Annotated in this window: 22 protein-coding genes, 2 tRNA genes and 1 rRNA gene; 12 read left to right on the plus strand and 13 right to left on the minus strand. The window is 34.4% G+C overall.

The window, feature by feature from the left end; genetic code table 11:
- Position 1: 1 nt before the first annotated feature.
- Positions 2–117: ribosomal RNA gene (rrf, locus tag CRV04_RS10285) — 5S ribosomal RNA — on the plus strand.
- Positions 118–348: 231 nt separating this feature from the next.
- On the opposite strand, the gene CRV04_RS10290 is transcribed toward rrf, so the two are convergent.
- From CRV04_RS10290 to tlyA, 8 genes are all read right to left on the minus strand, one after another.
- Positions 349–606, minus strand: a complete 258-nt coding sequence (locus CRV04_RS10290) for a CBU_0592 family membrane protein (protein ID WP_128996766.1) — start codon at positions 604–606, stop codon at positions 349–351.
- Positions 596–1,411, minus strand: a complete 816-nt coding sequence (locus CRV04_RS10295; RefSeq protein ID WP_128996767.1) for a YihY/virulence factor BrkB family protein — start codon at positions 1,409–1,411, stop codon at positions 596–598. Before CRV04_RS10295 ends, CRV04_RS10290 begins: the two co-directional genes overlap by 11 nt.
- Positions 1,412–2,800, minus strand: coding sequence for an FAD-binding oxidoreductase (locus tag CRV04_RS10300; protein ID WP_128996768.1), 1,389 nt, complete (start codon positions 2,798–2,800; stop codon positions 1,412–1,414).
- Positions 2,787–3,857 carry a plasminogen-binding N-terminal domain-containing protein gene (locus CRV04_RS10305; RefSeq protein WP_128996769.1) on the minus strand — a complete coding sequence of 357 codons (1,071 nt, stop codon included), beginning with the start codon at positions 3,855–3,857 and terminating at the stop codon, positions 2,787–2,789. Before CRV04_RS10305 ends, CRV04_RS10300 begins: the two co-directional genes overlap by 14 nt.
- A gap of 8 nt (positions 3,858–3,865) precedes the next feature.
- Positions 3,866–4,372 carry a thioredoxin-dependent thiol peroxidase gene (gene bcp / locus CRV04_RS10310; protein ID WP_128996770.1) on the minus strand — a complete coding sequence of 169 codons (507 nt, stop codon included), beginning with the start codon at positions 4,370–4,372 and terminating at the stop codon, positions 3,866–3,868.
- 123 nt (positions 4,373–4,495) lie between these two features.
- A complete protein-coding gene (cmoA, locus tag CRV04_RS10315; RefSeq protein ID WP_128996771.1) occupies positions 4,496–5,203 on the minus strand; it encodes a carboxy-S-adenosyl-L-methionine synthase CmoA in 708 nt (235 codons plus the stop codon).
- A gap of 55 nt (positions 5,204–5,258) precedes the next feature.
- Positions 5,259–6,080, minus strand: coding sequence for a bifunctional riboflavin kinase/FAD synthetase (locus CRV04_RS10320; RefSeq protein ID WP_128996772.1), 822 nt, complete (start codon positions 6,078–6,080; stop codon positions 5,259–5,261).
- 7 nt (positions 6,081–6,087) lie between these two features.
- Positions 6,088–6,798, minus strand: coding sequence for a 23S rRNA (cytidine-2'-O)-methyltransferase TlyA (tlyA, locus tag CRV04_RS10325; RefSeq protein ID WP_228126536.1), 711 nt, complete (start codon positions 6,796–6,798; stop codon positions 6,088–6,090).
- Positions 6,799–6,812: 14 nt separating this feature from the next.
- Between tlyA and CRV04_RS10330 the strand changes: the two genes are divergently transcribed.
- Entirely contained in the window at positions 6,813–7,385 is a 573-nt protein-coding gene (locus CRV04_RS10330; RefSeq protein WP_128996773.1) for a YigZ family protein, read from the plus strand.
- Positions 7,386–7,456: 71 nt separating this feature from the next.
- Positions 7,457–8,869, plus strand: a complete 1,413-nt coding sequence (locus CRV04_RS10335) for a type II secretion system protein GspD (RefSeq protein WP_128996774.1) — start codon at positions 7,457–7,459, stop codon at positions 8,867–8,869.
- Here the strand turns inward: CRV04_RS10335 and CRV04_RS10340 are convergent.
- From CRV04_RS10340 to CRV04_RS10355, 4 genes are all read right to left on the minus strand, one after another.
- Positions 8,860–9,438 (minus strand): HNH endonuclease, encoded by a 579-nt coding sequence (locus tag CRV04_RS10340; protein ID WP_164969148.1) that lies wholly within the window; start codon positions 9,436–9,438, stop codon positions 8,860–8,862. The genes CRV04_RS10335 and CRV04_RS10340 overlap by 10 nt on opposite strands.
- A gap of 47 nt (positions 9,439–9,485) precedes the next feature.
- Positions 9,486–10,580: a DUF5644 domain-containing protein gene (locus CRV04_RS10345; protein ID WP_128996776.1), complete on the minus strand. Its 1,095-nt coding sequence runs from the start codon at positions 10,578–10,580 to the stop codon at positions 9,486–9,488.
- A gap of 86 nt (positions 10,581–10,666) precedes the next feature.
- The gene (gene murA / locus CRV04_RS10350; protein ID WP_128996777.1) at positions 10,667–11,935 is read right to left on the minus strand and encodes a UDP-N-acetylglucosamine 1-carboxyvinyltransferase; all 1,269 of its coding nucleotides are present in this window, start codon (positions 11,933–11,935) and stop codon (positions 10,667–10,669) included.
- A gap of 11 nt (positions 11,936–11,946) precedes the next feature.
- Positions 11,947–13,020, minus strand: coding sequence for a mechanosensitive ion channel family protein (locus CRV04_RS10355; RefSeq protein WP_128996778.1), 1,074 nt, complete (start codon positions 13,018–13,020; stop codon positions 11,947–11,949).
- A gap of 78 nt (positions 13,021–13,098) precedes the next feature.
- Here CRV04_RS10355 and CRV04_RS10360 point away from each other — a divergent pair, with 78 nt between their 5' ends.
- The 9 genes from CRV04_RS10360 (at position 13,099) to CRV04_RS10400 (ending at position 18,742) form a co-directional block, all read left to right on the plus strand.
- Positions 13,099–13,983, plus strand: coding sequence for a DMT family transporter (locus tag CRV04_RS10360; RefSeq protein ID WP_128996779.1), 885 nt, complete (start codon positions 13,099–13,101; stop codon positions 13,981–13,983).
- A 21-nt stretch (positions 13,984–14,004) separates the two neighbouring features.
- Positions 14,005–14,382: a DUF6394 family protein gene (locus CRV04_RS10365; protein WP_128996780.1), complete on the plus strand. Its 378-nt coding sequence runs from the start codon at positions 14,005–14,007 to the stop codon at positions 14,380–14,382.
- Between the two features lie 19 nt (positions 14,383–14,401).
- Complete coding sequence (locus tag CRV04_RS10370) at positions 14,402–16,099, plus strand: potassium channel family protein (protein WP_419188592.1); 1,698 nt, start codon at positions 14,402–14,404, stop codon at positions 16,097–16,099.
- Positions 16,096–16,893 carry a 3-deoxy-8-phosphooctulonate synthase gene (gene kdsA, locus CRV04_RS10375; protein WP_128996782.1) on the plus strand — a complete coding sequence of 266 codons (798 nt, stop codon included), beginning with the start codon at positions 16,096–16,098 and terminating at the stop codon, positions 16,891–16,893. Before CRV04_RS10370 ends, kdsA begins: the two co-directional genes overlap by 4 nt.
- A gap of 58 nt (positions 16,894–16,951) precedes the next feature.
- Positions 16,952–17,422: a 6,7-dimethyl-8-ribityllumazine synthase gene (gene ribH / locus CRV04_RS10380; RefSeq protein WP_128996783.1), complete on the plus strand. Its 471-nt coding sequence runs from the start codon at positions 16,952–16,954 to the stop codon at positions 17,420–17,422.
- 2 nt (positions 17,423–17,424) lie between these two features.
- Positions 17,425–17,817, plus strand: a complete 393-nt coding sequence (gene nusB, locus CRV04_RS10385) for a transcription antitermination factor NusB (RefSeq protein WP_128996784.1) — start codon at positions 17,425–17,427, stop codon at positions 17,815–17,817.
- Positions 17,814–18,497, plus strand: coding sequence for an orotidine-5'-phosphate decarboxylase (gene pyrF, locus CRV04_RS10390; protein ID WP_128996785.1), 684 nt, complete (start codon positions 17,814–17,816; stop codon positions 18,495–18,497). The genes nusB and pyrF overlap by 4 nt, the downstream gene beginning before the upstream one ends.
- 65 nt (positions 18,498–18,562) lie before the next feature.
- Positions 18,563–18,653: transfer RNA gene (locus CRV04_RS10395), tRNA-Ser, on the plus strand.
- Positions 18,654–18,665: 12 nt separating this feature from the next.
- Positions 18,666–18,742, plus strand: a tRNA-Ile gene (locus CRV04_RS10400).
- Between the two features lie 84 nt (positions 18,743–18,826).
- Here the strand turns inward: CRV04_RS10400 and CRV04_RS10405 are convergent.
- Positions 18,827–21,517 carry an AAA domain-containing protein gene (locus CRV04_RS10405; protein WP_128996786.1) on the minus strand — a complete coding sequence of 897 codons (2,691 nt, stop codon included), beginning with the start codon at positions 21,515–21,517 and terminating at the stop codon, positions 18,827–18,829.
- Positions 21,518–21,546 lie beyond the last annotated feature (29 nt).

The following is a 21,546-nucleotide window of genomic DNA, read 5'->3' on the forward strand; positions in this document are numbered from 1 at the left end:
TGCTGGTGGCTATAGAGAAGTGGAAATACCCAGCTCCATTCCGAACCTGGAAGTCAAGCACTTCATCGCTGATAATACTGCACCTTTCAGGTGTGGAAACGTAAGCCGCTGCCAGCTTTGAGTATTTGTGCTAAAAAAGATTTGCATCTTTTTCAGGGACAAATTTTATTTACAGGCTTAGTTTTAGACATCATCAGATGTTTAACCCTAGGCCTTTTTTTATGTCTGCATTTTACTGCTTTATTGTGTCTTACTACTCCAATCTATTATTTACTACACAAATTCTTTCTATTGTACAATATACTATTTGGATTTTAAGATAGGTTAGGTGATTTTCTGAAAGTGAAATCAGTTTATACGTTTCTCTTTTTTATTGTTTGTATACCATTTATATAAACCAAATAAGCTGATGACTATCCAAAAGAATTCTATGATGACTGAAGCCAGATTCCAATTGTATGTTAAAGAGTAAAGAATCATTAATGAGCCCAAGGCATTTAGAAATGAATACCCAAAACCGTTTGCATTGATTCTCTCTAATTGTAAAAGTAAATAGGTAAGTACCACAATAGATACACCAATTACTCCTATAATATTAATCCACATGTGTATTTGTTTTAAATCGATGACTTAAGGCTTTGATATTGAGCTGATGACACAGTTTTACTCCATATAAATAGATAATCCAAGAGATGTATATCCAAAAGAAGAAAAACAACAACGTTGCCAGTGAGCCATAAATGGTTGTATAGGTTTTATTATAAACCACATAGTAGACAAATAGGTTTTTAGTAACGCTGAGCGTTACAAGTGTTAGAAATGAACTTATAAGAGCTGCTTTATTATCGATGTATCGATTGACCGTTAATTTAAATAATCCAAAGAAAATAATCCACGCAAAACAAAAAGAGAGTAAGAAATTAAAAAATGCATTGTCAAACAAAGCAATCATAACTAAATAAGCAACAAATAAAATAGGAAATACCAATATAAATGATAGATAAAAGAAAAACGAAGCATAAATCGATTTTCGTTTTGCTTTGTGAATTTTATTGACAATGTATTCAAAGTCTTTAAAAAACATGGTAAATACAAACAGCATGTAAATAATACCAATTGAACCTAAGTGATTTGAGTTTGAAATGAAATTCTCAATTTGTGTGATGAATTGTTTGGAGTGCGTAGGGTTTAATAACTCTAAGATATATTGCATAAAGATTTCAATGTAGTTGTCAAACTGAGGTAAGCTTGATACTATGGAAATAGCTAAAGCAATAATGGGAAGAATAGAGAAAATAGTGAAAAAACTTAAGCTGGCTGCATAATACGTGGTGTCGTCATTAAAAAACGAATCCAATGCAGATATCAGCTTTTGAAAAGGAGTTTTTTCGACTCTTTTCTCTTTTTTCATTTAAAGTCCCATTTTAAATGGATTTAAAATATTATTGGGGTCAAATGCTTTTTTGATGCTTTTAAAGAGTTCCATCTCAGCTTGGTTAAAAGCGATGTTCATAAATGGAGCTTTTGATAATCCAATACCGTGTTCACCTGAAAGTGTACCTCCCATATCAACAACCAGTTGAAAAATCTCTTCGATGGCTTTGTGTCCATCGGCCATCTCTTGTTCATTGTTTTTATCTTTAACCATGACATTAACATGGATGTTTCCATCTCCAGAGTGTCCAAAACATGGTGCTTTTAAACCATATTTATCGGCAATTTTGTAAATCTCTTCAAGAGCTTCTGGCAGTTTACTTCTTGGAACTGAAATATCTTCATTGAGTTTTTTAGTACCGTACACCATGGTTGCAGGACTTGCATTTTTACGTGCAAACCAGAGTTTATCTGCCTCTTCATCACTTTGAGCTACGATAAAGCCATTGGAACCATTATCTTTAAAAGATTGTTTGAGTGTTTCAAGTTGTGAAGTGATTTCAGCTTCAGATGAACCATCCACATCTCCCACTAAAATACCACCTGCATTTTGTGGCAGGTCAATATCTGGGAATTTTTGTTTGAGAGCATCAATCACTAAGGCATCTAAAAACTCCATCGCCACTGGGTTCGCTCCAGCTGCAAGTGATTTAAATACTGCATTCATCGCTTTGGTTACATCAGGAAAAATACCCATGTATGTTTTTTTCAATTTTGGTTTAGGAATAAGTTTCAAGGTAATTTGAGTAATAACCGCCAATGTTCCTTCTGAAGCAATCAAAATACCTGCAGTGTTATATCCTGCTACATCTTTAATGGTCTTTTTACCTGCAGTGATGATCTCTCCGTTTGGAAGTACGGCTCGTAAAGCGACAACGTAATCTTTTGTAATACCATATTTAGCCGCTCTCATACCACCTGCATTTTCAGCAACATTGCCACCTAAAGTACAGTACATCTCGCTTGCTGGATCTGGTGGGTAAAAAAGTCCTACAGCTTCAGCTGCTTTTTGAAAATCCATATTGATAACACCTGGTTGTACAATCCCAAGCATGTTTTCCATATCAATTTCAAGGATTTGATTCATGTGTCTTTCAAGTGAAAGAATGATTCCTCCATTCGCAGGAAGCGCACCACCTGTAAAACAAGAACCTGCACCTCGCGGAACGATAATGATTTTATGTTCGTTACAATATTTTAAAATATTTGATACATCTTGTTCATCTCTTGGAAAAACCACGGCATCAGGTTCAAATCGTTCTCTTGTTGCATCATAACAGTATGCAATGAGGTGTGCTTTGTCTGATTTGACATTCTCAACTCCAACAATGCTTTTAAAATGATTTAAGTGTTTATTGTCTAACATCCGTTAATCCTAAAAGATTCATATAGTATGCTTCATAATTCTCTTGGTGTGTTTTTTGACCATCTGCAAGTTTCAAGTCCTCATTGAGGTACTCTTCTTCAGTTTGCTCATTGGCACCCACTAAGTCTTTAATGATGTCAATGTAACCATCAAAATCGATATCCCAGAATGCTTTGTCAATCTCTGCAACTCGCGTATAAAATGGCAGTTGTTCATCATTGTTTGAGTAAAGAACAGGATATGAGTGTAAGACTGAAAATGTTTTTGCATCCACCACATAGACTTGACTGTTTACAACAAAAAATATGGTACCAATGTTTTGGAATTTACTGAATTTAATAAATGTCTTTTTTGAAGGCAATGGTTCATTTTCAAGTTTTAAGTGCGTTGCAAAAATATCTGAATGTAAAAAGTTATTCTTTTTGAATTTTTCTCTTACCACACTGAAACTTTGTGAGGTGGGTGCAATTAAAAGTGAAGCGTCATACAAGTAGTTCAGAATAAAAGTGTCACCATTGGCACTTTTTCTGTTGGTTGTAGGAATAGCGTCTTGCTCTAAATCGTCAAATTGTGAGAGTCGTAAAACAGAGTAGCTTTCATTACTGTTTATTACATGTGCATTGTTTACAATCACCGATTTCCCATCTTCATATGTGTGTACGACAATACCACTTTGACCTTTTTTAAGGTTTGCTATATTGATTTTTGCTTCATTGTTAGAAACATCATATATTTTTGTGTATTGGATGTCAAACGAAGGAATCGTAACCTCTTTTTTTGCATTTAAAAATTTACTGACTTTAGGTTGAACATCTGTAAATGTATAGGTATAGTTTAAACCCTTTTTAGAAGAACTCACTTGAATATCTTTGATATTCCACCCTTTTTCTTTCATCTCAATAACACTGAATGTCGAGTTACACTCACCTCCATCAAGTGTTGTTGTTTCAATCGTTCCTGGAGATAACCAGTCTTTTTTATAACATATTGTCTCTTTTGCTTGAAGTGACAGTGTAACAAACAAAGATGCACAAAGCAGTAATATTTTGTTTTTCATTTTATTCCTTATTTTGATTGTAATTCTTTTAATGTCTCTTTAACAACGTCTACGTGAAGGACTTCTACCGTTTCACCTTTGACTTTTTTCTTCTTTCGAACGTTGACTTTTTCCCAAGCTGCTGCAATTTTTCCTTCAGGATTGATAATAAAGGTGCTTCTTACAACACCCATAGACTCTCGTCCCATGAACTTTTTAAGTTGCCATACACCATACGCTTCACACACTTTTTTATCTTCATCTGCTAAAAGTGTGATATCCAGTGATTGCTTTTCTATAAAGTTTCTGTGTTTAGCAGGTGTGTCAGGACTGACACCCAAAATCAACGCATCTAAGCCTTCAAAGTCTGGCATTGCAGCAGTAAAGTCGCAAGCTTCTGTGGTACAACCAGGTGTGTTGTCCCGAGGATAAAAATATAATACAATCCATTTTCCCGCTAAATCTCTCAGACAAATTTCAACATCATCTTGATTGGGAATACAAAACTCTGGAGCTTTTGTTCCAACTTCTAACATATTATTTCCTTTTTATTAGTCCCAATAAAAAGGGACCGTATTATTTCTTTCTTCTTTTTAGTATAGGAAATAAATTCCTATTAAAAGAAGCAAAACCTAAAGAGCCTCAGAAGAGGCTTTAATTTATTTGATGGCAATAAACGTTGCAAAATTCACCCACTTAAAAAGGGTTTCACAGTGTGAAAATCCTGCATCTTCTATCATTTGTCTGTTCTCCTCTTCACTGTAAGGAATCAAAACATTTTCTAACGCTTCTCTTTTTTGAGCAATCTCAAATTCAGAGTAACCTTGTGTTTTTTTAAATTTATAATACTCATCAATAGACTGTTTATTGAGTGTTTTATTGGATGAAATCACTTTTTCACTGAATATAAACACTCCGCCACTCTCTAAAGAATCATAAATTTTTTGAACCAGCTTCTCTCGATGCAGTGGGCGAATAAATTGCAGTGTATAGTTTGAGATAATCAACTTTGCATCTTCTAATGCAATGTCGTGAATATCTCCTTCAATAAACTCAATTGCTACACCAAAAGCTTTTGCTTTGTTTTTAGCTCGGTTGAGCATGGCATTTGAGTTATCAATCCCAATAAGTTGCAACTCTTTATCACAATGTTTTGCAAGTTCAATCAGTGTTGAAGCAGTTGAACAACCTAAATCATACACTTTATCATTGTTCTCTAAAAAATTCAAAGCAAAATTGATGGTCAATCGTTGCATCTCTTTGTAGTATGGAACAGAACGGTTGAGCATGTCATCAAAAACGGATGCAACCTCTTCATCAAACTCAAATTGTTTGGTTATAGATTTTTCAAATACTTTATCTATCATCTTAATATTGTATCGAATTGAAAGTTATATTCATATAATTTTTTTGCACACTGAATCATTTTTGAAAATAGTTTTTAACATCAATAATGTCTTGGTCAATTTGAAGTTTCAAGTCTTCAAAGGAATCAAACTTTTGATTGTCTCGTATTTTTTCAAAAAACTTGATCTGCACCTCTTTCCTGTGGTTGGTTAAGTTCTTGTCCAATATGTGAGTCTCTATAGCAAAAGAACCATCGGTGGTTACTCTGTGACCTAAGAAAGTAATCGATTCATAACTTTGTTTTTCTACGATGGTTTTGGTGGCATAAACCCCTTCATTGGGAAGCAAATAATCCTCAACTTTTAAGTTGATTGTGGGCACAAAACTTTTTGAACCAAGCCCTTGACCTTTGACTTGAACACCATCGATGGTATATTTTCTGCCAAGCAAAGTGTTGGCTGTGAGGAAATCTCCTTTGACAATATATTCTCGAATGATTCTTGAGTGTACGGGAATATTATTGATACACACTTCATTAATCACCACTACTTCCCCATGAAAGAGCTCTTTGAGTTCACTGATACAGTGAGTTCTATTCGCACCAAAACAAAAGTCAAATCCCACTACAATTTTTCGCATGTTGGGAAACTCTTCATTTAAAAGTGCCATAAACTCTTTGCCTTGTAAGTGTTTAATACTTTGTAAATCGTAATAGTATATCGGGTAGGAGGTGAAAGCTTCTCGTTTGGTTTTGGGGGTTAAGTTGGCATATCCGGTCTCTATAACAACTATAGCACCATTTTTTGTTAAGTTTGCAAAGAGTGTTTGATGCGCCATGTGCATGCCATCAAAACCACCAATGGCAATTGAGGTGATACTTTTTTTATCGACTAACATGTTTCTCCTACTGCTTAATAAAGTAAAGAAGCTCTTCTTGGTTGCCCTCTTTACCTTCAAGTTGACTCAAACTGTGATATTGAAGTGTCCAATTCAATTTTCTGGTCGCTTCTATAAAAGTGCTTCGTGCTTTTTCAATCGCTTTGGCATCTTTTACGACCCCTTTTTTATCACGTTTGATATGGTTACCCACTTCAAATTGGGGTTTAAATAAAATGATAATCTCATGACTGCTCAGTTCATTAATTGCATCTAAAATATGATGCAAACTGATGAATGAAACATCACAGGTCACCAGTTCAAAAGGCGTTTGTGCTTTGAAGTTTCGAATATCGCACTGCTCATGAAATGAGATTTTGGCATGATATTTGATACTCTCATGCAATTGATTGCTTCCCACATCAACACAAGTGACACTCTCAACCTCTTTTTCTAAAAGTATTTGCGTAAAACCACCTGTACTTGAACCAATGTCAAGGGCTTTTTTACCTTTGATATCTAGAGGAATCTCTTCGAGGAAATATTTTAACTTATACGCGGCTCTGGAGACATAAAGTTGCTCTTCAAGCAGTTCAATGGTATGCGTTTGTTCCACATTAAATGATGGTTTTGTTATAATCTCACCATTGACTTTAACTTTTGATGTTTTTATCAGCTCACACGCTTTATTTCTGCTTTGTACATCATGGTTTTTTGTTAAAAATATATCCAATCTCATAGGCGGTATTATAGTTGAAATTTGTTCAAAAAGAGTTTAGTTCAGTTTTTGAAGAGAAGAAGTCCAAATTCATTGCACATCTGTTTCCGTATGTGATGTTTGATGACGTGATGCAACGATTAAAAACAGAACACCCCAAAGCCAGACATCATGTCTATGCCTACCGATATCTTAATGAGTTTGAACAAATTGTTGAAAACAGCAGTGATGATGGTGAACCAAAAGGCACCAGTGGAAAACCAAGTCTGAATGTGCTTGCAGGACAAGAGCTGATTAACACAGGTGTCATAATTGTGCGATATTTTGGTGGAATAAAACTTGGAACAGGTGGACTTGTACGCGCTTACAGTGATGCAGTCAATGCCGTCATTAATGAGAGTGAACTTTATATGTATGAAAAAAAAGAAGAAGCATTGCTTCAAATGGATTACAGTATGCTTTCACAAATAGAGTATCTTCTTAACCAACTTGAAATTGAGGTTATTCATAAAGTTTTTGAACAAGATGTGACGCTCACACTTTCGGCCACTGAAGAAAAATTGGAACAATTACAAAAAGAATTGCCATTAAATGTCAAATTTAAGTGATTTTTCTCTTGCATAATTTATAAAATTGTATTATAATTGTGTTGTTTTTAAAACAATCATAAAGGGGATGAATGAATTTGAGGAAGTCCGCGCTCTCTTTTCTTCTGATGATTCAAACACTCCTTTACTCTTCTCCTTCTGAAAAAATTAAAATCAATTTCACTGACTTAAGCATACAAGAACTCATTCATATCACCTCCAAACAAATAGATAAAAACATATTGATAATTGACTCTGTCCAAGGCAACGTAGATTTTGTTTCCAACCAACAATTGAACCCTTCTGAACTTTTTAATCTATTAAAAATGGTATTGGAATCAAAAGGTTATGCCATAAAATTGGATAAGGGTATTTATAAGGTCATTCAAAAACAAACAAAGAACAATCATAAGAAAAGTGTTGAAATTATCAGTTTAAATAATGCCGATGTAGAAACGGTATTTCCCGTACTTGAAGAACTGCTCCAACATCGATTTAAAAACAAACAACTTTTTGTATCAAAAGATAACAGCAGTAATGCGCTTGTTCTCTTAGGACTTCAAGAAGATATTGCATTAGCTAAAGAGATTATCACGGAATTAGACCATGAAAAGTACCAAGTCTATGTGGAAGCAAAAATTGTGGAACAAAGTGAACTTAAAACAAAAAGTTTAGGTTTAAAGTATGGATTGAGTGGTTTGGATGTTTCAGGCAATACCATTTTCTCTTTGGGTGCCAATTTAGGTGGCGTAAGCAATGCGGTTAATGAGAGTATTTTTTCACTTTTTTCCTTTGAAACCAAGACATTGCAATCTGCTATTTCTTTGGGTGCAACGTTGAACTTTTTAAATGAGAACCAAGTCATTGATATTGTTTCTCAACCCTCCATTTTATGTATGAATAATAAAGAATCGATTATTTATGTAGGGGAGACAAAATCGTTTCAAACGGGTTCAACCACAACCGATGGGGGTACGACCAATAACAGTTTTCAAAGAGAAGACATTGGACTGACTCTGAAAATCAAACCTCGTGTCTCTAATGAACAAAAAGTAGTTTTAGATATACAAGCCATACAAGAAGATGCAAAAGAGCTGCAACAAGGACAAGTCAATCCTGATACCACTAAAAAAGAGGTGAAAACCACGGCCATTGTATCCAATGGAGAGAGTGTTATATTGGGTGGTTTGATAAAAAATAAACAGACGCAAGTCAATACAGAAGTTCCCATTTTATCAGATATCCCACTGTTAGGAAACCTTTTTAAAGACACTAAAAATGCCAAAGATCGTATCAATTTAGTGGTGATATTAACTCCATATATTGTGCCCAGTTCAAAGAATTTAACGCAAGTCACACAAGAGTTGAGCAGTTTAAAAGCACTTCAAAAAAAGTTTGCAAAAAAATTAGAAGAGAACTTACAAGAAGAGAAGACAACAACGGCTGTAAACTCTGTAAAAGTGCATCAACAACATTTACAGCAGTTGGGTTTAGCTTATGAGTAACGATTTGATAGATGGATTAAATCGTCATAGATTTTCAAAGAGGATGCCAGTTTTGCGGGTTCATCTGCTTTAACAATACGGTTGCAATCTACACAAAATGTAACCAGATTTTCTAAATGATACGTGCCACCATCCTCTATCTTTTTGATCATTCCTAAGTAAGCATCGGTTGGTTTGAGTTTTTGCCCACACCGTTTACACGTTTGTAAATCTCTTCTGTAAACCAACTCTTTTCGTTGAGAAAGATCTTTGGGGATTTTGTCTTTTTTGACAAAGGAGTTCTCTTCGTACGTTGCCCAAAGTAATTCTTTCCCTACTGAGGGCTGAGTCTTTAAACTATAAGGCATATGAATAAATTGTGAGACTAAATCCTCTATGACCATCACCTCTTCCATATTATCACTGGTTGCTTGTTCTTTACTGGTTTTAAAAATAGAATAATCCAGTGGAACCATTGGATGTCGGTTGGAAAAATAGATTTCTACTTCGTGTTTAAAGTGCTCTAAATCTGATTTTTCAAAGAGGCTTTTTTTTCTTTTTTTAACATAAATATAAAGCGGCAATAGCATTAGAAACATTGCTATTGACGCGAGAATAAATTCGTAACCCAGTTTCATCAGATCAGTTGAGGATTAATGCTGTGTTGGGCGAGTGTTTTTTGTGCTTCATCATGAAGTCCACATACCAGTTTTGATAACTCATTGCTGTGAATGACGGGAAGATTGACCTCTCTTCCACTGACACGTTGCAGTTCGTTTCTTTTTCCATCAAATAAATAGAAGTCATCTTCATTGTCCACAACCATAAAGTCTGCACCGTTGTCAAAGGCATCTAAGATGACTTCCGCAGCAAGCTTATAGGTAAAATCTTCATTGAGATGAAACACCTCTTTTGCAATGTCATTGTTCATGCTTTGCAGTTGTAAATAGTTTGCATCCAAAGCATGTAAAAGGTTGTGTGTCTTTTCACACCCTTTGTTTCCGGTGTAATATGCAATATTAAACTCTTTAAAGGTGTGTTTAATGATGGATGTACCACATGGTTTATCAAAGTCAATGTTTTTTGAACCTTTTTTCAATAGTTGTACCGATGCTTCAGAGACAACATTCAACTCTTTTTGAAGGGCAATAATACTATTTTCAATCTCTTCAGGAAGATTAAAAACTCTGTTTTTCAGTGAAGTGTGAAATGCGATGCCCTTTTCTTTAGAATTGAGAACTTCTAAAATAGCCATTTTGTTTTCTGGCTGTTTTTGGATCAGATCATACGCCAATAATATAATTGCATCGCCGATATACTCTTCATTGACATTCAATGTATTTGACGCATAATAGTAGAGTTTATAAGAGTCATAGAGTGCTTTGTCTGCTTGTGTTGTAAAGGCTTCAAGCAGTTTGAATTTTTCGTTGAAGTCATCTTCATTGATAAGTAGGTCTTTATAAACGCGTTTTATGCTCACAGGTTCAATTTGAAGCTCTACTCCAAACTCTTTTTTAATGGTTTCAAGTTCGATATCCAAAGTGGTATAAAGTCCATTTAAAACCACACCAAAATCGATGTGTGGATTGAACCCAAACGCTTCATCTTTGTGGATGGTTTTAAGAACATCTAAAAGTGTGCGTTCCTCTTTAATTTTTACAAAATGTTTTGTATAGTAGGGTAAGTAGTCCGATTGAGCATCAAATTTAAAGAGTGATATTTCTAATTTCATAATACTTTGTTCACCTTTTTGTGTTAATTTTTAATTGTAATACAAACTCACTTAAGGGTACCTCTAAAGAGCTGTTCCCGAGAGTTCTACTCGTTGAAACGTTTGACATCTGCTCCAAGTGCAGTGAGTTTTTCTTCTAAATTTTCATAGCCTCTGTCAAGATGATAGATTCGATGAATATTGGTTGTCCCTTTGGCAACAAGTGCAGCCAGTACCAATGCTGAACTTGCTCGTAAATCAGTTGCCATGACATCCGTTCCTGTCAATGCATTTGGCGTTCCAGTGATGGTTGCTGTATGCCCTTTGAGTGTAATATCTGCTCCCATTCTAAGAAGTTCGTTCACGTGCATGTATCTGTTTTCAAACAGATTTTCATCAATGATACTCACCCCATTGGCTTGTGTTGCAAGTGCCATGAACTGTGCTTGCATATCTGTAGGAAAGCCTGGGTACTCTGTGGTTGTCAGTTTCACTGGTTTGATGCTTTTTGCAGGTAGTAAGGTAATGGTTGTATCTGTTTTTTCAATACCAAATCCCATCTCTTCAAGTTTAGATAACACAGCATCTAAGTGCATGGGTATGACATTATTCAAAGTGATTTTACTGTTTGCAATGGCGCCTGCACAAAGGTAAGTTCCTGCTTCAATTCTATCAGCAATGATGCCAAAATCTTTGAACTCTAATAGCTCTTGTGCGGTTCCTTCAATCTCAATTTCATTGGTACCAATGCCTTTGATGTTTAATCCAGCATCTCTTAAGACTTCACACAGTTGTACCACTTCAGGCTCTTTAGCCGCATTGATGATTTTAGTGGTACCATGAGCTAAGGCTGCTGCCATAATGATATTCTCTGTTCCCGTTACGGTGATTTTATCAAAAACAATCGTAGAACCTTTTAATCCCTTGGGTGCAGTTGCAAGAATATATCCCGCTTTAATCTCAATGATGGCACCCATTTGCTCTAAAGCTTTTAAGTGTAAATCAACAGGTCTTTGACCAATCGCGCATCCTCCCGGCAGTGACACTTCACAATGTCCAAATCGTGCCAGCAGTGGTCCTAAAACTAAAATCGAAGCTCGCATGGTTTTGACGATGTCATAGGTGGCTTTTGTTTCATTGATGTTGAGTGTATTAATCGTAATACAGTTGTTATCAATTTTAGAAAAACTGCTTCCTAACATCTCAAGCAGTTTTAACAGGGTATTGATATCCACAACATTGGGTAAGTTGCAGATTTCTACACTATTTTTTGCTAAGATGGTTGAGGCTAAAAGTGGCAGTGCAGCATTTTTTGCTCCTGAAATGCTCACTTCTCCAGCAAGTTTTTTTTGTCCTAAAATTTGTAAATATTTCATTGTTATCCTGTTTAAATTAATTGATTGGTGTTGCTGTTTTCATTGTCGGTTTCAATATAGATTGAACGACTTGGAAACGCAAATGAAGCGCCATTTTTCTCTACAAGTTGCATCACTTTTAAGTTGACATCTTCTCTTACTTTCATGTACTCTCCCCAATTAATTGTATTGGTAAAGAAGTAGCAAAAAATACCCAGTGAAGAGTCATTGAAATCTGTAAAGTAGATGTGAATGGTCTCTTGATGAATCTCTTTATGATTTAAGAGCATTTCCCGTAACTCTTCCACAATGGTTTGCATCTGTAAGGCCGTTGTAGAGTAGGTCAAACCCAATTGCATCTTAATACGACGTTTTCCCATGGCTGACCAATTTAAAATGGCACTGTTGGCTAAAACGGCATTGGGTACGGTGACCAAGGCTTGTGCAAAGGTTCGTATTTTGGTTGAACGAATACCAATACGCTCAACAATACCTTCCACATCGGGAGTGTAAATCCAATCCCCAATTTTAAAGGGTCGATCTGAGAAAATAACCAGTGAACCAAAGAGGTTGGCTGCGGTATCTTTGGCAGCCAGTGCCAGTGCCATACCCACTAAACCAAGTGACGCTAAGAAGCCACTGATGTTGTATCCCCACTCATTCATAATGGCAGCAAACCCGATGGAAATAACGACAAATTTTAAACTCTTTATTATGAAGTTTGTAATATCATCGCTTAACTCTTTACCGAACTTAGCGGTGATTTTATGCAACACATTTGAAAGTGGATTGAGCATGTTATAAATCGCCCAAAAAATAGTAAATCCAAAGAGGGATTTTATGGTGTGACCGACAAATGCTTGCAGATCTTCTGGAATTTCAATAAATCCTAAAGCCACCTGTAAACCAATAACAATAAAAAGAAAGTGTGTTGGTTTTTCAACTGCATGTAGCAGTTCGTCGTCAAACGTTGTTTTTGTTTTTGTAACGAGTTTGCTTATAAATGTAAATATAATGATTCGAAACAGTTTTCGTGCAAGCAAGAAGAATATAAAAATAATAAGTGCAATGGGCAATTGATATTGTGGGTCATTTAAAAATGACATTGATTCTCCTAGATTGATAATAGGATGGATTTTAACAAAATATGTATTAAATTTTGATTTGAAATAAGTAGGGATTATATGACGAACGAGACAAAACAGGGAATACAGTACATGTTGATAGCTTCGCTGTTATTTGCTTTTATGGGTGCTTTTGCAAAAGAGTTGAGTGACAATATGAGCTCTGTTGAAGTGGTTTTTTTTCGAAATGTGTTTGGTGTTGTGTTAATTGCACTGTCTGTGTATAAACGACCTTTGCAACAAACGGGTGGGAAGTTTTGGCTTTTAGTGTTCAGAGGTTTAGCAGGTTTTACAGCTTTATTGATGTTTTTTTATAATATTTCACAAATTTCTTTAGCTGAAGCGATGACTTTTTCTAAAACGTCTCCTATTTTTACAGCAATATTTGCATACATTTTTGTCAAAGAGAGAATCTCGTTTAAGGGTTGGGTTGGAATTTTAATTGGTTTTATTGGGATTTTATTTATCACCAAGTTTGATGGCAGCAATTTAGATAAAACAGACTGGTTGGGGATTTTATGTGGTGTGGGCGCTGGGTTGGCTTATACTTCAATTCGTGAGCTTAGAAACTATTATGAGAACAGAGCCATTGTGTTATCTTTTATGACCATTGGTACGATAGGCCCTGTTTTTCTAATGATTTTGGCAGAATTTTATACAACTACTACGTTTGATTTTGTGATTGCCCCTTTTGCCATGCCTCAAACTTCGGACATACTTTTAATCATCGCATTGGGTCTGTTCTCAACGTTTGCACAAATTTATATGACCAAAGCTTATAGCAGTGCCAAAGCAGGTATTATAGGAACCATCAGCTATTCCAATATTGTCTTTTCAATTATTTTGGGGCTTTTTTTAGGGGATGCTTGGCCTGACATTTGGATATTTTTAGGTATAATGCTCATAGTTTACAGTGGCTATTTGGTCAGTAAAGTAAAAGCTTAGTTACAAAGTAGGGGAAGAAGTATGAATTTAGACAAAGTAATTTCTGGATTTTTTATCATTTTAGCGATGACAATTAACTTTGGGTTTTTCTATGGAGATATTGATTCATTAGAGACGCACAGTAAGTATGAGCTCTTTGCAGCAATTATCATTAACCTTATTGCGACCACTTTGAAACTGGGTGATAAAACACAAATGGGTTCAGTGCTTTTAGCAACTTCACTGGTTGCAGATATTCAACTGATTGCAGCAGCCATTATTTGGGGAGTAGCAGCGTATGCCTATACAATTGACAGAGAGATTGCATCAATTATTATTTCGTTAAGTGGTGGAGCACTGTTGGCCAATATCACTTCTGTTGCATTGTATGTGGGTGAAACCATTAAGTCTAAACGATAGATTTGCTTAACCAATAGGAATGATTGTGCAAAACAGTTCACTTTGGATCGTCTTTCACAAGATGAGGATGCCCTTTATTGTCATCATCTTAACCTACACCATTTCAATTACAGGTTTGCTGATTATTGAGGGTGTAGACAGCAATGGCAATCCATACCACATGAGTATCTTTGATGCGTTTTATTTTATTACGTATACAGCTACTACCATTGGATTTGGAGAAACACCTTATGAGTTTACTTATGCTCAAAGGCTGTGGGTCTCATTTTGTGTCTATTTGACCGTAATTGGTTGGTTTTATGGTGTGGGAGCATTAATCAGTCTGTTGCAAAATAAGATGTTTTTGCATGAAATTTCAAGGGTGAGATTTAAACGACAAGTCAAAGCCATACGTAAAAAGTATATCATCCTTTTAGGCTACAACTACATCACCAGTGAAATCATCAAACGACTGCTTGATGCAGATATTCGAGCCGTGGTGATTGAAAAAGATGAAGAGAGAGTTAATTCACTTATTTTAGAGAGTTATACGCCAACAGTCCCAGTGTTATTGGATAACGTACACTCTCCAAAATCGCTTGAAGCTGCGGGGATTTCACGCCTAAATTGTAAAGCGGTGGTTTCATTGTTTAACAATGATGCACTGAATTTACGGATAGGAATTGTCTCTAAGCTTTTAAATAAGAACATCACTTTAGCAGTTAAAGCTACTCACCCTAAAAGTGTGAATAATTTAAACGATATCAATGCAGAAATCATTGTCAATCCTTTTGTTACGATTGCCAATGAGTTAAAAATGGCGATACAATCGCCGCATTTACTCAAACTTGAAAAGTGGTTGTACCAAATTGATACATTGGATGCGCATATGCCAAAACTGCCAATTGGGCGATATATTGTATGTGGTTTTGGACGAATGGGACAGAGCATTTATCGTACCCTTAAAGATGAAAAAGAGGTGGATCTTTTCTTTATTGAAAGAAACAAAAAAAAGCTTGATGGTTTGAGTGAACGAGAGCTTCAAAATTTTATCGTGGCGGATGCAGATGATAAAGAGGTATTAGAACAAGCAGGAGTAAAAGAAGCGGTTGCTATTGTGGCATTTACCAATAATGACACGGTCAATATCTCTATTTTAGCAACTGCACGAAAACTCAACAGCAGTATTTTAACGCTTGCAAGAGAAGATGAGATGGATGATGTCTCGATTTTTAGCAATGCTCAAATGAATTATCTGTTTATGCCATCAAAAATCATCATCAATAAAATCACCAATGCGTTGATCAACCCATTGGCGGATCAGTTTGCTCGATGCATCATGGAAAAAGATGAAGCTTGGGCGATGCATTTGGTCAAAGATTTATTGCAAAAAATTGATAATGCACCGCTTTTATACGAGATGACTATCAATGAACAAGAAGCACCTGAGGTGATTAACTTTTTAGAAAAAAGCGAATTGATGTTAAGCATTTTTCAAGTTTCACTGCATAATCGTCATCAACATAACAATGTCATTCCGTTGTTGCTTCTTAGAAGTGATGATACGATTGTCCTGCCTCATTGGAATATGCCCATACGGCAAGATGACAAAATTTTGTTTGCATGCGATGCGTATGCACAAAATGACATTGAGTATATTGCTCAAAACCCTTATGAGTTCTACTATGCACTCACGGGGGAAGAAAAAACAATTTTTAAACAAAGGTTATTTAAATGATTATATTAACAGGTCCATGTGTTTTAGAAGACAGAGAGACGGTCTTTGACATTGCAAAAAAATTGCAACCACTCAGTGAAGATAAGCGAGTGGAATTCTATTTTAAAGCCTCTTTTGATAAAGCCAATCGAACCAGTTTAAGTTCATACCGTGGGCCCGGTTTAGAAGAGGGCTTACGAATTTTTGAAGAGGTGAAAAAAGAGTTTGGATATAAAGTCGTTACAGACATTCATGAATCACATCAAGCAGCGATGGCCGCTGAGGTTGTGGATATTGTTCAAATTCCAGCGTTCTTGTGCCGACAAACAGATTTACTTGTAGCTGCAGCTAAAACGGGGGCTAAAGTCAATATTAAAAAAGGGCAGTTTCTAGCAGCAGATGCGATGAAACATCCCGTAGAGAAAGTGTTACAAACTCGAGGCTTTGATGAGGTCAATTACCAAAACTCAAAAGAGGCAGGGGTGTGGTTGTGCGAACGAGGAAACACCTTTGGATACGGAGCCTTAGTTGTAGATATGAGAAACTTACTTCTTATGAGAGAGTATGCACCTGTGATATTTGATGCCACTCACTCTGTTCAAATACCAAGTACGGGTGGAACAACAGGAGGGAATTCAGCTTTTGTTCCATACATGGCAAAAGCAGCTGCCGCAGTGGGTGTGGATGGTTTCTTCTTTGAAACACACACCGACCCAAGTGTGGCAAAAAGTGATGGTCCTAACATGCTGCAAGTGGATGAACTGTATAAAACAGTGAATGATATTTTTGCAATTAAAGAGGCATTAGGCAATTAAGAGGGCTTAATGATTAATTGTAGTATAATCGCAAACATAAATAGAATACGGAGTAAACATGAAGACAATTGAAGGTAAATTAAGACTCAATGGAAATGAAAAAATCGCTGTCATTAATGGACGATTTAACCATATTATTACTGACAGATTGGTTGAAGGTGCTAAAGATGCATTCTTACGACACGGTGGTAATGAAGAAAATTTAGATTTGATTTTAGTTCCAGGTGCATTTGAGATCCCTTTTGCACTTGAAAAAGCCTTGGCAACAGGTAAATATGACGCTGTTTGTTGTGTTGGTGCTGTGATTCGAGGTGCAACTCCACACTTTGATTATATCTCTGCAGAAGCCACAAAAGGGATTGCAACAGTGGCACTAAAATATGGTAAACCTGTATCAAACGGGGTATTAACTACGGATACAATCGAGCAAGCAATCGAGCGAGCTGGAAGCAAAGTAGGAAACAAAGGTGCAGAAGCGATGGTAACAATTATTGAGATGCTGGATTTATACAGCGAAATGGGGAAATAAGGTTGGCAACAAGAGCACAAGCCCGAGAGTCAGTAATTGGTCTTTTATACGCCTATGATTTAGGGAATGAAGGCATTGCAAGTTTTGTGGATGATATTTTAGAAGACAGAAAAATCAGAAACAAACAAAAAGAGTTTGCACTTCGACTTTTTAATGGAGTGATTGAACACATTGAAGAAATCGATACGGAAATCACATTGCATTTAGACAAACGGGGTTTAGAAGATATTGGTTCAGTGGAGCGGTCAATTTTACGATTGGCAACGTATGAGATTAAGTTTGAAAGTTTAGACAAACCTATTATCATCAACGAAGCAATTGAACTTGCAAAAAGACTTGCAGGGGACAATGCACCTAAGTTTATCAATGGATTACTTGACAAGGTCAATAAGTGAAACTGTGTGTTGCATTAGATTTGCCCAGTGCAAAAGAGAATCTAGAACTCGTAGAAAAAATCAAAGAGTATGATGTTTGGTTAAAAGTAGGGCTACGAGCATTTATTCGAGACGGATATGCTTTTTTAGCTCAACTTAAAGCGATTAATCCTAACTTTAAAATCTTCTTGGACTTAAAACTTCATGATATCCCCAATACCATGGCTGATGCTGCACAAGAGATTGCACAGTTTGGTGTGGATATGTTTAATGTACATGCAAGTGCAGGAAAAGTTGCTATGAGTACAGTAATGGAAAGATTAAAAGGGTGTGAACAACAACCCATCGTTCTAGCTGTAACGGCATTGACAAGCTTTGATGAGGCAAACTTTCAAGCAGTTTATAATCAAGATATTGCGTCAAAAGCAACGCAGTTTGCAAAAGATGCACATGAGTCTGGGATTCATGGTGTTGTATGTTCTGCTTTTGAGAGTCAAGATATTAAAAACAACACTTCAAACAGTTTTGTAACACTGTGTCCAGGTATTCGACCATTTGGTGAGGATGCAGGAGATCAAAAACGTGTTGCAGACATTGCTTTAGCACAAGAACAAAGTGTCGATTTTATCGTTGTTGGTCGACCCATTTATAAATCTGAAAACCCCGCAGACGTCGTAAAAAGAATTTTAGAAAAACTCTAAAATTCTTTGTCAAATTTAAGCGATGTTTTAACTATTATTCAATAAAATTACAACCTCAAACCAAAGGATAGATGGGTGAGTTGGCTGAAACCACATCCCTGCTAAGGATGCGTACTGGTAACGGTACCGAGGGTTCGAATCCCTCTCTGTCCGCCATTTGTTTATTATGGGTCATTAGCTCAGCTGGTTAGAGCACTCGGCTCATAACCGAGTGGTCGAAGGTTCGAGTCCTTCATGACCCACCAGATACATTTAAAAATCATTATCAAAACTTATACCAAATACGATGGTCATCCCATATTGCATTTTGTAATTGTCTTTCTATCTATTCATAACAGATTAATCAAACATTTTTTTAATCTTTTTTCTTCTTTACTATCATTAGTTTTAAACCTCATAATAGCTATCTCACTTTTATTTAGAATAGAGTCTTTTACTCTATCTCTTTCTAATTGTTCAGGATTATTTTCATGATATGCATACCCATCAACTTCTACAGCTAATACAGTACTATTATTAATTTTGTTATATATCAGAAAATCAATATGAGATTCAGGATGAAGAACAAATTTTTGTTCTCTTTCAGTCAGTATACTTAAATCCCTAATTAATCTATTTAATGGCATATGAATAACTCTACCTAAGTGAGAGAATATATCCTCACTTAATATTTGTTCAATAACAATATTCATTAAATTTTCTGATTTATGCTTGCTCAAACTTTTATATTTTGTTAAATATTTTTTTAAGTATGGGGAATAACTTTGATATAATAAATCAAAAATTGAATATACCTTACTTTCTTTTATCTCTAAGTTGTTATATTTAATATAATTTACTAAATCTTTCATATTTTTATTTTTCTCTCTATCAGAAACAACAACAAAAAGTTTATCAACTGCTCTTGAAATTGCGACATTTAGAAGATTTTCATTATCAACAAAGTCATTTTCTTTGTCTACAACAGTTGATAAAATCATTATATTTTTTTCTCTGCCTTGATATTTATGAACTGTATCTATAACAATCTCTTCATCATTTTCAAATAAATTATTTAATTTAGAAACTTGTTTTCTAAAAGGTGATGCAATCCCTATATTTATTTTGTCTATGTTCGGTAATATCTCTTTTTCAATCACATCTATTTGCCGTTGATTATATGTTCCTCTTGCATGATTACCTTCTACAGTTTTATATAAAGTAAGAGGTATATCTTCATCATTTTGTTTTGTTAGAACTATTAACTCATTATTATAAAACTTTTTATTACAAAACCCTATAATTCTGGGATGACACCTATAATGTTCTTTTAACAATGTTTTAGGAATATCTTTATAAATTTTAGAAATAGAAGATAATAAACTTTCTTCATAATTATAAGGATTGCTAACTTTGTAGTTATTATATATATTATTAACGATTTCTTTTGTCTCATCTTTTATTACATGAGGTAATTGCTTTAAATCTCCAACAACTACAACATTTTTTGCACAAGACAATGCTAATGAACCAGCTACAATAGCTACTTGTGAAGCTTCATCAATAATCAAATAATCATACAATTTCCCATTGGCTATACAGTTTCTTAAAGAGTGCGTTGTACTTAAAACTACAGGATATTCTTCAATAAAGTTATCAAACTTATCACTTTTCCATAAAATATCATCATCAAAGCTATCTCTTTGGGTTTTAAAACCATATTTATTTGATAAAAAAGCTTTAAATAAAAGCATTGATTTTTCGCTAAATAGTTTCATACTATTATCAAAATCAAAGTCTTTTAAAGTATCTTCTAGTTTTTTTATCTGTTTTAATACCTCTTTTTCTTTTTGTATATAAAAATACTTTTGTAAAAGTAAAATAATAGAATCTATAGAGTTCTTATATAGTGAAAATAAAAGAATTCGATATTTTATTAAAATTTTAAATTTAAATAAAAATGATATTTTCTTATTTAATTTTTGTCTTTTCTCAAAATCAGCCCACAACGATAATATATTCTCTGTATTAAATCTATTAAATTTATGATAACTATCTATTTTATCTTCTCTTTTTTCATATAGATCCAAAAAATGGTTTTTTTCTACTTTAAGTTCCATTTGAAGCTGTTTTAATTTTGATAGTTCATTATTTTGTTCTAACATCACTTTTAAAGATTCTATATCATCAACTATTGTTTCTGTAAAATTATTTAAATCTATATCTTTTTTGTTTTTTATAAACTCTGGATATTTTGTGTTTTGATTTGAGAAAAATTCCTCTTTATTATCTTTATTCCCTAAAAAAGCAGAGATAAAAGATAAATCATATTTTTCTAATTTTTCAAATACATTTTTTGTAGCGGCATTATTATTCGATACTATTGCTATAGTTTTATTTCTCATAATAAGATTTGCAATAATATTAAGAATGGTTTGAGTTTTACCTGTTCCAGGGGGACCTTCTATCACACTAATTTGATTTAACAAAGCTTTTTGAACAGCCTTTTCTTGACTTAGATTAAAACCAAAAGGAAATATTATACTTTCTTTGTTTTCATTAGTATCTATTTCTGAAGCATTTAGATATTTTGATAAAACACTTTTTTCACTAATAAATGTCATTTTATCATAGCTATTAAATAAAAAATCATTTTCTTCATCAACACTTTTTGATAATTCTTTTAAATATTCTAAAATATTTTTTGAATTTTTATTTGTCAAACAATTTTTTTCAAAAGTTAAACGAGAAGATTTATAAATATTTTTTCTTCCATTTTCATAAAAAATCCTAAAATATAGTTTGAAACTTTGAATTTTAATTATATTTGAAAGAAGTTTCCCATCTAAATACAATATATAATCAGAGGGATCTAATTCTTCTAGTAATTCAAGTTGTACTACTCTGTGTTTTTTATATTTATAAACTGTATCATTAGTTATAAACTTGATATTCGCATAATCACTTTGAAAATCTAGTTGCTCTATATCTTCTGTTTTATCTTTATTATCTATAATTATTAAATATTTATTTTTATCCATTACTTCTCAATATATCATCCATCAATTTT

The sequence above is a fragment of the Candidatus Marinarcus aquaticus genome (assembly GCF_004116335.1).
Classification (GTDB): domain Bacteria; phylum Campylobacterota; class Campylobacteria; order Campylobacterales; family Arcobacteraceae; genus Marinarcus; species Marinarcus aquaticus.